A 12,750-nucleotide genomic window follows, 5' to 3' on the forward strand; every position below is an offset into this window, starting at 1 on the left:
GCAACGTCAGCCCTTGCCGGCGGGCTTGGCGGCTTTCCTGTCCGGTCTGGCGGCGGGCTTGGTGGTCGCCGACGCGGCCGTGGCCGGTGCTGCCGCACTGGCGGCAGGGGCCGGGGCTTCCTCGCCGACCACGTGGGCGGCCTCGATCAGCACCAGCGGGTTCGGTACGTCGCCGGCGAACGGACCCAGTGGACGGGTGGGCAGCGCGGCGATCTTGTCGACCACCTCCATACCCTTGATGACTTTGCCGAACACGGTATAGCCCCAGGTCAGCCCGCTCTGGTTGCCGACGAAGTCCAGCCGGCGGTTGTCGACCAGGTTGAAGAAGAACTGCGCGGTGCCGGAGTTCGGGTCGGCGCCGCGGGCGACGGCGACGGTGCCACGCAGGTTGGACAGGCCGTTGTCCGCCTCGCTGGCGACGGCCGATCGCGTGCGCTTGGGTTGCAGGTCGCGGGTGTACAGGCCGCCCTGCACCAGGTAGCCGGGGATGGCCCGGTGCAGCAGGGTGCCGTCGTAGAAGCCGTCGCGCACGTACTGCAGGAAGTTGGCTACGCTCTTCGGCGCCTTGTCCGGGTACAGCTCCAGCGTGATGTCGCCCTGCGAGGTGCGCAGCACGACCTGTGGCGGTGGCGTGGCGGGGGTGGCTGGCGCCGGCCTGGCGGTCTGCGCCGCCAGCGTCGGCGGCAGGATCAGGAGCAGCGTGGCGAGCAGGCATTTCAACATGGGCATCAGTATGGTCTGGGTGTCCGGAGATGATACGCGGCCGCGGCAAAAGCGGGCTGGTCGGCGCGGTCAGCTGCTGGAGATGTCCAGCTTGATGCCCAGTTCGGCCATCGGTGCCTGTTCCTGCTGCAGGTCGGCCTCGCTGAGCGGGTGCTGCTCGAACCAGGCCAGCGGCAGGGTCAGCCGCAGCGACTTGCTGCTGGCGGCGAGCTTCATCTGCGGCAGCGACTCGGCGCGACGCGCGCGGCGGAACAGCACCGCCAGGCGCAGCAGCGCGGTGCTGTAGCGGGCCAGCTGGCGGTAGCGCTGCGGCAGGGTGGCGACCACCGCCTTGTCCGGCTTGCGCCGGTGCATCTCGACCACCGCCGCCAGCAGCTGCTGTTCCTGCCGCGAGAAGCCGGCCAGGTCGGCGTGGCGCAGGATGTAGGCGCCGTGGTGGTGGTGCTGGCTGTGCGCGATGGCCAGGCCGATCTCGTGCACGCGCGAGGCCCACGACAGCCACTCGCGGGCATCGGCGTCCAGTTTCCAGGCGTGCGCGACCTGGTCGAACAGCATCAGGGCGGTCGACTCGACCCGGCGCGCCTGGGCACGATCCACGCCGTAGCGGGTAGCCAGCGCGTCGATGCTGGCGGTGCGCGGATCGCTGCCGCCGGCGCGGCCGAGCAGGTCCCACAGCAGGCCTTCGCGCATCGAGCTTTCGCACACGCGCAACCGCTCGATGCCGAGCGCGGCGAATGCCGCCTCGAAAATCACCACGCCGCCGGCGATCACCGGCGCACGCTCTTCGACCAGGCCGGGCAGCTTCAGCGTGCCGATCTGGCCGTGCTCGATCAGCGCGTCGCTCAATAAGGCGAGCGAGGCCGGGGTGATGCCGTCGTCGGAGAACTTCATCGCCTGCACCACCGCGCCGATCGACTTGGCGGTGCCGGAGGAGCCGTAGGCGTCCTGCCAACCCGATTCGCGGTAGTCCTCGGCGAACTGCTGCAGCAGCACGCCGATCTCGCTGCGCGCGCGCTGCCAGCGCTTGCGGGTGAGCTTGCCGCCGGGGAAGAAGCGCAAGGTCGAGGCGATGCAGCCGGCCTGCACGCTTTCGGTGTGCAGCGGTGCCAGCCCGCGCCCGATGATGAACTCGGTGCTGCCGCCACCGACGTCGATCACCAGCCGCGGTTCGCGCGAAGCGGGCAGGTCGTGGGCCGCGCCGAGGAAGATCAGGCGGCCTTCCTCGCGCCCGGAGACCACCTCGATCGGGTGGCCGAGCGCGGCCTCGGCGGTGGTCAGGAAGGTCTGCGGCGAGGCCAGCCGGCGCACCGTGTTGGTGGCCACCGCGCGCACCCGCATCGACGGCAGGCCGGCGATGCGCTGACCGAAACGGGCCAGGCAGGCCATCGCGCGGGCGCGCCGCTCGGCGTCCAGGGTGCCGTCGGCACGCAGGCCGGCGGCCATCCGCACGGTATCGCGCAGGCGATCGATCACGCGCGGCTCGCCATGCTCCATGCGCGCCACCACCAGGTGGAAGCTGTTCGAGCCCATGTCCACGGCGGCGATCAGTTCGCCGTCGCGGATCGGTGTCTGTTCGGCTGGACTCACGCCCGGGCTCCCGCGACGGCAAAGCGCGAATTCTCGCACGCAGGTGCGGCATGGGGAAAACGATGGCTCATGCGGTGCGCCGGTTCACTTGCAGTAACGCTCGAGCAGGCCCTGCTGCGCGCTGTACGGCGGGTCGTCACCGGGTTCGGCGCGGGTGTAGCGGCCGTCGCTGCCGAGCAGCCACGCCTGGGTGTTGTCGGCCAGACCGTTGGCCAGAGTCTCCTCGAACACGCGTGCGGCCAGTTCGGGGTCGAGGATCGGGAACGCCACCTCGATCCGCCGCATCAGGTTGCGTTCCATCCAGTCGGCGCTGGCGCAGTAGATCTCGGGGTCGCCGTCGTTGGCGAACCAGTACACCCGGCTGTGTTCGAGGAAGCGCCCCACGATCGAGCGCACGCGGATGCGCTCGGAAATGCCGGGCAGGCCGGGGCGCAACGTGCAGGCGCCGCGCACGATCAGGTCGATCTCCACGCCGGCCGTCGAGGCGCGGTACAGCGCCTCGATCACGCGCGCCTCGTTCAGCGCATTGAACTTGGCCACGATGCGGGCGGGGCGCCCGGCTCGCGCGTGCGCGGTCTCGCGCTCGATCTTCGCCAGCACGCTGGGGTACAGCGTGAACGGTGAATGCAGCAGCCGCTTCAGTTCGATGATCGGACCCAGCCCGGACAGCTGCTGGAACACCTTGTGCAGGTCCTCGCCGATCTCCGGGTTCGCCGTCATCAGGCCGATGTCGGTGTACATGCGGCTGTTGGCCTGGTGGTAGTTGCCGGTGGACAGGTGCACGTAGCGGCGCAGCGCCTCGCCCTCGCGGCGCACGATCAGCATCATCTTGGCGTGGGTCTTGTAGCCGACCACGCCGTAGACCACCTGCACGCCGGCCTCCTGCAGGCGCGTGGCGAGGCGGATGTTGGCCTCCTCGTCGAAGCGCGCGCGCAGCTCGATCACCACGGTGACGTCCTTGCCGTGGCGCGCGGCTTCCACCAGCAGGTCGACCAGCGGGGTGTCTTCGCCGGCGCGGTACAGGGTCTGCTTGATCGCCAGCACCTGCGCGTCGGCAGTGGCCTGGCGCAGCAGGTCGATCACCGCGTTGAAGCTCTGGTACGGGTGGTGCAGCAGCACGTCGTGCTGGCCGATCACGTCGAACTTGTTGCGGCTGCTCTCCAGCGCCGGCGGCAGCTGCGGGTTGAAGCGCGGGAACTTCAGCTCCGGCCGGTCCAGCCAGTCGTAGATCAGCCCGGCGCGGATGATGTTGACGGGGCCGTCGCAGCGGTAGACGTCGGCGTCGTCCAGTTCGAAGTTCCGGGTCAGCATCGCGGTGATCGCCTGCGGGCAATCGTTGGCGATCTCCAGCCGCACCGGCCGCGCGTAGCCGCGCCCGACCAGTTCCTCGCTGAGCGCCAGGGCGAGGTTCTCCACCTCGGCCTCCTCGACGATCAGCTCGCTGTTGCGGGTGACCCGGAACTGGTACGAGCCGACCACCTTGAGGCCGGGAAACATCAGGTCGACGAAGGCCTGCAGCAGTTCGGCCAGGAACACGAAATGCTCGCCGGGGCCGCTGACCTCGGCCGGCACACGAATGATTCGCGGCAGCGAGCGCGGCGCGCGCACCAGCGCCATGTGGCCTTCGTGGCCGAACGCGTCGCGGCCGCGCAACACCACCGCGATGTTCAGCGTCTTGTTGAGGATGCGCGGGAACGGATGCGCCGGATCCAGTCCCAGCGGCGACAGCACCGGCAGCACCTCGTGCTCGAAGTAGCCGCGCAGCCAGCGGTGCTGGCGCGGACTCCAGCGTTTGCGGGTGAGGATGTGGATCTGCTCGGCATCGAGTTGCGGGCCGATCTGCTCCTGCCAGGCGGCGTAGACCTCGGTGACCAGGTCCAGCACGCGGCTGCGGATACGCGTCAGCAACTCGCCGGAGGGAATGCCATCCGGCCCCGGCGCGGCCGAACCGTAGGCGTGGTGGTGCTTGAGCATCGCCACCCGCACCTCGAAGAACTCGTCGAGGTTGTTCGCCACGATGCTCAGGTAGCGCAACCGCTCCAGCAGCGGCACGGCGGCATCGCGGGCCATCGCCAGCACGCGGAAATTGAACTCCAGCGCGGCCAGCTCCCGGCTGAGGTACAGGCCGGGAGTGCTCAGATCGGTGGCGTCGGGCGGGGTGGGTGAGGGTTGGGCCATGCCGCATTCTGGCGCATGGCCTGGGCCATTGCATGCGGCGCCGCCGCGGCCCGGGAGGGTGTTCAAAATTCCCGGGCCGACTTTGAAGCGGCGCTCAGCTTTCGTCGCTGCCGCCGGGAGCGAGCAATCGCGCCGGGCCGAAATGGCAGGAGAAGGTGGAGCCGACGCCCGGCGCGCTTTCGATCTTCAGCTGTGCCTGGTGCAGGTTCAGCACGTGCTTGACGATCGACAGGCCCAGCCCGGTACCGCCGCTTTCGCGCGAGCGGCTGGAGGAGACCCGGTAGAAGCGTTCGGTGAGCCGGGCCAGGTGCGAGGCGGGGATGCCGAAGCCGGTATCGGTGACCGAGTACACCGCGCCGTCGGGCACGCGCTGCCAGCGGATCGTGATGCTGCCGCCGGCCGGGGTGTAGCGCACCGCGTTGCTGGCCAGGTTCGACAGCGCGCTGTGCAGATCCTTCGGCGAGCCGAGCAGGTCCGCCTCGGCGGTGGATTCCAGCACGATGCGATGGCGGCCCTGGCTGAGCGCCTCGGCTTCCTTGCGCACGGTGGCCAGCAGCGCCGCCATCGGCACGCGTTCGTCGGCCACTTCGTGCTGGGTTTCCAGCCGCGACAGGGTCAGCAGGTCTTCCACGATCTGCCCCATCCGTTTCGACTGCGTGCGCATCTCGCCCAGCACCGGCGCCAGTTCGGGCACGTCCTCCGGATCGAGCAGTTCGAGGTAGCCGTGGATCACCGTCAGCGGCGTGCGCAACTCGTGCGACACGTTCGCCACGAAGTCGCGGCGCACCTGTTCGAGCCGGTTCAGGTGGCTGATGTCGTGCGCCAGCAGCAGCTGTTCGTGATCGCCGAACGGCAGCAGGCTGACGTTGAGCTGGCTGTCCGCCCGGCCGGGGGCGGCGGCGTCGGTGAGCGGCTCGCGCGCGCCGTCGCGCAGCCAGCCGGCCAGTTCCGAGCCGGCCAGCCGCTGCTGCAGCGACGCGCCGCGGTCGTCCGGCCGGCGCAGCCCGAGCAGGTTCTCGGCGGCGTGGTTGAACCAGCGGATCTGTTGCTGGCGGTCGAGCAGCACCACCGCATCCGGCAGCTGCCCGGCGGCGTTGCGAAGATCGCGCAGGGAGGAGGCAATGCGGCGGGAACGCGTCATGAAACGGTCATGCTGGAGAGGGCTGACGGCGGTCGGTGCAGCCATCATGGCCCGCGCTTGATGACGGATCCGGGTCAGCAGCAAGACGACTTCGGCCACCGCGACCACGGCGATGCCTGTCGCCAAGCGGCCGTCGGCGAGCCAGCCCAGCGCAGCGCCGGTGCACAGCGCCGCGGCGAGCGCCGCGGGCAGTTTCCAGGATGGCGTGGTGGGCGGGGTCATGCTGGCGCCAGAGTATGGAAGGCGGGCCAGCATCGGCAATAGCCGCGGATACCGCAAGCTTGCCCGCGCCGGCTCAGGTGCTGGTCGAGAAGCGGTAGCCGGTGCCGCGCACGGTCTGCACCAGTTCGTCCAGCTTCCACGGCTCCAGCGTCTTGCGCAGGCGGCGGATGTGCACGTCCACGGTGCGCTCCTCCACGTACACGCTGCCGCCCCAGACGTGGTCGAGCAGCTGCGTGCGCGAGTAGACGCGCTCGGGATGGGTCATGAAAAAATACAGCAGGCGGTATTCGGTGGGACCGATCGGCACCGGCTCGTCGCCGGCGAACACCCGGTGCGCCGGGCCGTCGATGCGCAGGCCGCCCAGCTCGACCACGCCGGAGCCGTCGTCGCCCTGGCTGCGCCTGAGCACGGCCTTGATCCGGGCAACCAGCTCGCGGGTGGAAAAGGGTTTCACCACGTAGTCGTCGACGCCGGCCTCGAGGCCGTTGACGCGATCCATTTCCTCGCCGCGGGCGGTGAGCATGATGATCGGGATCTCGCGGCTGAGCTCTTCCTTGCGCAGGCGCCGGGCCAGTTCGAGGCCGCTCATGCCCGGCAGCATCCAGTCGAGCAGGATCAGGTCGGGCACCTGCTCGGCCAGCGCCAGCTGGGCGGCACGGGCATCGGCCGCCTGGATCGCATCCATGCCGGCCTTGCGCAGGGCGAAGGCGATCATCTCGCGGATCGAGGTTTCGTCTTCAACGATCAGGATGCGTTTGTGCACGCCGTGGTCTGCCTTGGCTTGTGACGGACATATTGCAGCGGATGGATGTTACGTGTCGATGACACGGAGCCCGCATCTATTGCCGGGAACCGTCGTCCGGGCTGTCCTCGGTCTTGATCTTGCGCTTGTGCAGTTCCAGTACCAGCGGGGTCAGCTCGGCGATGCGCGCCTGGATGCGCACCCGCGCGTAGTAGTCCAGGTCGTCGCGCCTGAGCAGCCGCTTGAGCTGCTCCATCGCATCGTACGGACGGCCGGAATAGTAACTGGCGTCGGCAAAGGCCTCGCCGGCGCGCACGCTGTCGCCGGCCTTGTCGCTGGCGCGGGCGTAGGTGCTGTAGATCTCCGGCTCGCTGGCATTGTCCAGCAGTGGCCGCAGCAGGTCGGCGGCGAGGCGGGCCTGCTGCTGGTCGCCCCCGGCGGTGAGCGCCTTGGCGTAGGCGAGCGCGACGGCGCGATTGCGCGGGGACTGGGTGTTGAGCCCGGCGTACGCCGCCAGCGCCGCGGTGCGCTGCCCGGCTTGCAGGCGGGCGTCGGCCAGCGCCAGCTTCAGGATCAGGCTCTCGGGGTGGGATTGCAGCAGCGGCTGCAGCTGCTCGACGGCCGCGGCGCCGCGACCGCTGCGGGTGAGCGCCAGCGCGTAGCCGTAGCGGTTCGCCGGGATGTCGAAGTCCGGCCGGGTCTGCAGGTTGGCGCTGTAGTAGGTGGCCAGCTTGGTCGCATCGCCGGCCAGCACGCGCACGCGCTCGCGCATCAGGGCGTAGCTGTCCAGGTGGCCGCGGGCGGGCGGCTGGAACAACGTGGTGGGATCCTTCACGAACGCGATCGGTGCGGTGCTTTTCTCCCACTGCAGCTTGTCCATGAGGGTGGCGGCGGGGCGCAGCTTCTGCGCGGCGATCAGCGCGCCGGCGCGTGCTTTCGCGTCGCTGATGCGCATCGTCGTCACCGGGTGCGTCTGCAGCAGGGCCGGCACGTCCTCGCCGCCGGCGCCGGCGCTCATCACGTCCTGCATGCGCTGGAAGAAGCCGGCCATCGCGTTCGGGTCGAAGCCGGCCTTGGCCAGGGTCTGGATGCCGACGCGGTCGGCCTCGATCTCGTCCTTGCGGGTGAAGTTGATCGACTTCTGCGCGATCAGGCCCTGGCCACCGGCCAGCACCGCCATTGGCGCGTCGCCGCTCTTGCTGCCGGCGCCGGCGGCGATCGCGCCGAGCAGCACCAGCGCCATCAGCGGCGCGTCCTTCTTCGAATCCTCGAATGCGCGCTGCAGGTGGTTCTGGGTGATGTGGCCGATCTCGTGCGCGACCACGCCGGCCAGTTCGCTCTCGTCGCGGGTGATCGTCATCAGCCCGGCGTTCACCGCGATGTAGCCGCCGGGGGCGGCGAACGCGTTGATCTCCTGGTCCTTGACGACGAAGAACGCGAAGTGGTCCTTCGGCTTGTCGCTGCTGGCGACCAGCCGGTAGCCGAGGTCGTTGATGTAGTCGTCCAGCAGCGGGTCGTCCACCACCATGTCCAGCGCGCGCATCTGGCGCAGCATGGAAGCGCCGTAGTCCTGCGCTTCCTGCGGCGAGATCAGCGCGTTCGCCGAGCTGCCCAGGTCGGGCAGGCGCACGTCCTGCTGGGCGCCGGCGGTGCAGGCCAGCCCGGCGGTGATCAGCGCCGTCAGCAGGCGCGGTGCGAGTGGTCGTGGTGCCATGCTCATCAGGTGGGTGACAATAGCATTGAGACCGTGGCCGGCCGCGTCGGTTCCGCTTGAGCTGCCGGCGTGCGGCCCCATATGAGGGTGGCCTTTCCCCAAGTTGCGGAGTGTCGTGATGTCGAAGATCGAGGTCTATTCCACCGCGGTATGCCCGTACTGCGTGGCGGCGAAGAACCTGCTCAAGTCCAAGGGGCTGGAGTGGACCGAGGTGCGCGTCGACACCGACCCGGCGCAGCGCGACGCGATGCTGGCGCGCAGCGGCGGCCGCCGCACGGTGCCGCAGATCTTCATCAACGACCGGCACGTGGGCGGCTACGACGACCTGGTGGCGGCCGACCGCAGCGGCAAGCTGAGCGAGCTGCTGGGGCAGGCCGCATGAGCGACAAGCTTGCCGAGTTCACCGCGTTCCGCCAGCGCATGAACGAGCGCATCCTGGCCGAGGACAACCAGGTCGTGCGGCGCTTCTTCGCGCTGGACACGCAGACCTACAAGGCCGGCGCGCTCGACGTGAAGACCAAGGAGATGCTGGGCCTGGTCGCCTCGCTGGTGCTGCGCTGCGACGACTGCATCAGCTACCACGTGGCCCAGTGCAAGGACGCCGGCGTGCAGCGCGACGAGTTCTTCGAGGTGTTCAGCGTGGGCCTGGTGGTAGGCGGCTCGATCGTGATCCCGCACCTGCGCCGTGCGGTGGACCTGCTCGACCAACTGGAGTCGGGTGCCGCGAACGATGCGGCCGCCTGTGCCGACCACGCCCCGGCATAGCCGGCGTCCGTCTGCGGTTTTTTGCAATGCTGCGTGCGAGTATTTTCAACGCCTTGCGGGGCGCCTGCCCTGTTCGCACCGGGGCCGATCGGCGATAATCGTCCGGTTTCGGTGCGTGCGCATCCCCATGCGCGCGCACTGCCCGCAGCATTCCGTTCCAAGGAGTTACCCCCATGAGCAAGACGATTGCCGTGATCCCCGGCGACGGCATCGGCCCGGAGATCATGACTGCCACGCTGCGCGTGCTCGACGCGCTGGACTGCGGTCTTTCCTACGACTTCGTCGACGCCGGCATGGTCGCGCTGGAGAAGCACGGCGACCTGCTGCCGAAGGCCACGCTGGACAAGATCGCCGAGCACAAGGTGGCGCTGAAAGGCCCGCTGACCACGCCGATCGGCGGCGGCTTCACCTCGGTCAACGTGACCCTGCGCCGCCACTTCGACCTGTACGCGAACGTGCGCCCGGCGGTGAGCTTCCCCGGCACCAAGTCGCGCTACGAGAACATCGACATCATCACCGTGCGCGAGAACACCGAGGGCGCGTACCGTTCCGAGGGACAGACCCTGTCCGCCGACGGCGAGATCGCCGAGTCGGTCGCGCGCAACACGCGCAAGGGCAGCAGCCGGATCGTGCGCTATGCGTTCGAACTGGCGGTGAAGAAGGGCCGCAAGAAAGTCACCGCGGTGCACAAGGCGAACATCCTGAAGACCAGCTCGGGCCTGTTCCTCAACGTGGCGCGCGAGATCGCCAAGGAGTACCCGCAGATCGAGTTCAACGAGATGATCGTGGACAACACCTGCATGCAGCTGGTGATGAACCCGTACCAGTTCGACGTGATCGTCACCACCAACCTGTTCGGCGACATCCTCTCCGACCTGTGCGCCGGCCTGGTCGGCGGCCTCGGCCTGGCGCCGGGCGACAACATCGGCGAGCGCGCGGCGATCTTCGAGGCGGTGCACGGCTCGGCGCCGGACATTGCGGGCAAGGGCATCGCCAATCCGTGCGCGCTGCTGCTGGCCGCGGCCGACATGCTCGATTACCTGGACATGGTGGCCAAGGGCGACCGGTTGCGCCAGGCAATCCGCGACACCATGACCCACGACCGCGACAGCGTGACGCCGGACCTGGGTGGCAAGGGCAACACCAGCAGCTTCGCCGACGCGATCGTGAAGCGCCTCGCGGCCTGATCCGCGCCCTCGTTGAAGAAGAAGCCGCGGGCATGCCGCGGCTTCTTCTTCGAGACGCAGCCGGAGCCTGCCGTTACCCGCGCGTCAGTGCTTCGCCGGCCGATAGCTGCCCGGCTCGGCGCGCGACGGGATGGCGATACGGTTCCAGCCGTTGATCACGATCACCGCCATGTTGAGGTCGATCAGTTCTTCCGCGCTGAACTGGGCGCGGACTTCGTCGTAGACCTCGTCGGGCACGCCGTGGATCGGGTCGAGCCGGGTCACCGCCTCGCACCAGGCCAGCGCGGCGCGTTCGCGCGGGCTGTAGAACGGCGCTTCGCGCCAAGCCTGCAGCAGGTACAGGCGCTGCTCGGTCTCGCCGGCGGCGCGGGCGTCCTTGCTGTGCATGTCCAGGCAGTAGGCGCAGCCGTTGAGCTGCGAGGCGCGCATCAGCACCAGCTCGATCAGGCTCGGTTCGAGGCCGCAGTTCTTGACATATTCGCTCAGCGCGAGCAGCGGCTTGATGGCGTCGGGGCGTTTGGTGACATCGAAACGGGGCATGGGGTTTTCCTTGCAGTGCGGCCGTGATTGGCCATTCAATGCAAGGACGTGGATGCCGCCGATTTCGTGACAGCCGCCAGTCGGGCGAGCTTGCCGGGATGGCGCAACGCGTGCACCGCGGTGATGCGCTCGCCGTCGTCGTCGATCCAGCTGGCCGAGATCAGCGTGTCGCCGTGCCAGCCGAACAGCGCCGGCATGCCATTGAGCTGATGGATCTCATAGCGCACACCGCCGTGGCGCTGTTGCTGCAGCGCGATCTGCATGTACAACCGGGCCAGCCGCTCGGCGCCGTGCAGCGGGTGCAGGGTGGCCCGCGCCAGGCCGCCGCCGTCGGAGACGCTCATGGCGTCTTCGGCAAACAGGGCGCGCAGCGTAGGCATGTCGGGCTGCTGCAGCGCCTGCATGAAGCGTTCGAGCAGGCGCCGCTGGGTGTCGATGTTCGGCATCGCCTGGCGCGGTCGATCCTCGCGCAGCCGCTGTTTCGCCCGATGCACGCGCTGGCGGCAGGCGTCCTCGCTGATCTCCAGCATCGCGGCCGTCTCGGCGTGGCTGTAATCGAACACCTCGCGCAGCAGGAAGGCGGCGCGCTCCTCCGCGCTCAGCCGCTCCAGCAGCAACAGGAAGGTGAGGGTGAGGCTTTCGGCGCGCTCCAGTTGCGCTTCGGGCTGGTCGGCATCGACGGTCAGCGGCTCCGGCAGCCACGGTCCGGCGTAGTGCGCGCGCTCGGTCTTGGCGCGGCGCAGGCGGTCCAGCGCGATGCGCGTGGTCACGGTGACCAGCCACGCCTCCGGATCGTCCAGCGCGTCGGTATCCTGCGCGTGCCAGCGCAGCCAGGCGTCGTGCAGCACGTCCTCGGCGTCGCTGGGCGTGCCGAGCATGCGGTAGGCCAGGCCGAACAGGCGCTGGCGGTGTTGCTGGAACAGGGCGGTTTGCGGGTCCATGGGATGCTCCGGAGGTCGACCCAGCCAGGACGCGCCACGCCCGCAAAACGTGACAGTTCAGCGGAACAGCGGCCAGGGCGCCAGGAAAACCAGCCACATCAGCAGCACGATGCCGGCGTACTTGCCGGCCTTGTACAGCTTCTTGTGCCGTCGCTTGAACGCCGCCTTCCAGTGGTGCAGGGCGCCCTTGTGCTGGCTCCATGCGTACAGGCGATTGATGGCGCCGGTCTTCTCCGTGCCGGCGTCGCTGTTGGGCGAGGCGGTGATCCGGCCCATGAAGGCGCCGACGCGATGGTTGACCGCGCTCATCCAGAGCGTGCGCAGCGGGCGTTCCACGTCGGCGAACAGGATCACCCGGGTCTGGTCGGTCTTGTTCTCCACCCAGTGCACGTAGGTCTCGTCGAACACCACGTCCTTGCCGTCGCCCCAGGCGTGTTCCTCGCCGTCGACGAAGATGCGGCAGTCGCGCGAGTTCGGCGTGATCAGGCCAAGGTGATAGCGCAATGAACCGGCGAACGGATCGCGATGGGGATTGAGGCGGCTGTTCGGCGCCAGCGTGGCGAACATCGCCGCCTTGATGCCGGGAATGGCGTTGAGCAGCGCGACCGTCTTCGGGCACAGTGCCTCGGCCGAGGCCAGCGGCTCACCGTACCACTTCAGGTAGAAGCGCTTCCAACCCTGCTTGATGAAGCTGTTGAAGCTGGCGTCGTCGTTCTTCGTGGTGCCGCGGATGTGGCCGGCTTCGGTCAGCTGCAATGCTTCGTCGCGGATGGTCTGCCAGTTCGCCTGCAGCAGGTCCAGTTCGGGAAAGCCGCGACGATCGAGGATCGGTTTGGCCGGCACTGCCGAGAACGCATACATCAGCAGGTTGTACGGTGCGAACACGGCCGAGTGGTCAACCAGTTGGCGATCGAAGCGCAGCCGTACGCGGCCGCGCAGGTGCACCAGCAGCACGCACAGCACGAAGAAGGCGAACAGGACCAGCAGGATCAGGCGGGGGGTGAGGATCA

The 12,750-nt window shown here is 68.9% G+C and carries 12 protein-coding genes; 3 read left to right on the plus strand and 9 right to left on the minus strand.

What is annotated here, in order from left to right; translation table 11 throughout:
- Positions 1–6: 6 nt before the first annotated feature.
- The 6 genes from RHOOR92_RS0109390 to RHOOR92_RS0109415 all read right to left on the minus strand — a co-directional run bounded on the left by RHOOR92_RS0109390 (position 7) and on the right by RHOOR92_RS0109415 (position 8,313).
- A complete protein-coding gene (locus RHOOR92_RS0109390) occupies positions 7–723 on the minus strand; it encodes a peptidylprolyl isomerase (protein WP_015448217.1) in 717 nt (238 codons plus the stop codon).
- 69 nt (positions 724–792) lie between these two features.
- Complete coding sequence (locus tag RHOOR92_RS0109395) at positions 793–2,310, minus strand: Ppx/GppA phosphatase family protein (protein WP_007508007.1); 1,518 nt, start codon at positions 2,308–2,310, stop codon at positions 793–795.
- Positions 2,311–2,394: 84 nt separating this feature from the next.
- Positions 2,395–4,488, minus strand: a complete 2,094-nt coding sequence (ppk1, locus tag RHOOR92_RS0109400; RefSeq protein ID WP_007508009.1) for a polyphosphate kinase 1 — start codon at positions 4,486–4,488, stop codon at positions 2,395–2,397.
- 94 nt (positions 4,489–4,582) lie between these two features.
- Positions 4,583–5,851: a phosphate regulon sensor histidine kinase PhoR gene (gene phoR / locus RHOOR92_RS0109405; RefSeq protein ID WP_007508011.1), complete on the minus strand. Its 1,269-nt coding sequence runs from the start codon at positions 5,849–5,851 to the stop codon at positions 4,583–4,585.
- Positions 5,852–5,924: 73 nt separating this feature from the next.
- Positions 5,925–6,614 (minus strand): phosphate regulon transcriptional regulator PhoB, encoded by a 690-nt coding sequence (phoB, locus tag RHOOR92_RS0109410; protein WP_007508013.1) that lies wholly within the window; start codon positions 6,612–6,614, stop codon positions 5,925–5,927.
- A 76-nt stretch (positions 6,615–6,690) separates the two neighbouring features.
- A complete protein-coding gene (locus RHOOR92_RS0109415) occupies positions 6,691–8,313 on the minus strand; it encodes a M48 family metalloprotease (protein ID WP_027490122.1) in 1,623 nt (540 codons plus the stop codon).
- Between the two features lie 112 nt (positions 8,314–8,425).
- Here RHOOR92_RS0109415 and grxC point away from each other — a divergent pair, with 112 nt between their 5' ends.
- The 3 genes from grxC (at position 8,426) to RHOOR92_RS0109430 (ending at position 10,259) form a co-directional block, all read left to right on the plus strand.
- A complete protein-coding gene (gene grxC, locus RHOOR92_RS0109420; RefSeq protein WP_007508018.1) occupies positions 8,426–8,689 on the plus strand; it encodes a glutaredoxin 3 in 264 nt (87 codons plus the stop codon).
- On the plus strand, positions 8,686–9,072 hold the full coding sequence (locus tag RHOOR92_RS0109425) for a carboxymuconolactone decarboxylase family protein (RefSeq protein WP_007508020.1): 387 nt from the start codon (positions 8,686–8,688) through the stop codon (positions 9,070–9,072). Before grxC ends, RHOOR92_RS0109425 begins: the two co-directional genes overlap by 4 nt.
- Before the next feature lie 173 nt (positions 9,073–9,245).
- Positions 9,246–10,259 carry an isocitrate dehydrogenase gene (locus RHOOR92_RS0109430; protein ID WP_007508022.1) on the plus strand — a complete coding sequence of 338 codons (1,014 nt, stop codon included), beginning with the start codon at positions 9,246–9,248 and terminating at the stop codon, positions 10,257–10,259.
- A gap of 84 nt (positions 10,260–10,343) precedes the next feature.
- On the opposite strand, the gene RHOOR92_RS0109435 is transcribed toward RHOOR92_RS0109430, so the two are convergent.
- Genes RHOOR92_RS0109435 through RHOOR92_RS0109445 form a run of 3 tightly spaced genes read right to left on the minus strand, consistent with a single transcriptional unit; the run spans position 10,344 to position 12,733 of the window.
- Complete coding sequence (locus tag RHOOR92_RS0109435) at positions 10,344–10,799, minus strand: carboxymuconolactone decarboxylase family protein (protein ID WP_007508024.1); 456 nt, start codon at positions 10,797–10,799, stop codon at positions 10,344–10,346.
- 35 nt (positions 10,800–10,834) lie between these two features.
- Positions 10,835–11,740, minus strand: a complete 906-nt coding sequence (gene sigJ / locus RHOOR92_RS0109440; RefSeq protein ID WP_027490123.1) for an RNA polymerase sigma factor SigJ — start codon at positions 11,738–11,740, stop codon at positions 10,835–10,837.
- Positions 11,741–11,797: 57 nt separating this feature from the next.
- Positions 11,798–12,733 (minus strand): aspartyl/asparaginyl beta-hydroxylase domain-containing protein, encoded by a 936-nt coding sequence (locus tag RHOOR92_RS0109445; protein WP_275113344.1) that lies wholly within the window; start codon positions 12,731–12,733, stop codon positions 11,798–11,800.
- Positions 12,734–12,750: the final 17 nt, after the last annotated feature.

The organism is Rhodanobacter sp. OR92 (assembly GCF_000427545.1).
GTDB classification, from domain to species: Bacteria; Pseudomonadota; Gammaproteobacteria; order Xanthomonadales; family Rhodanobacteraceae; genus Rhodanobacter; species Rhodanobacter denitrificans.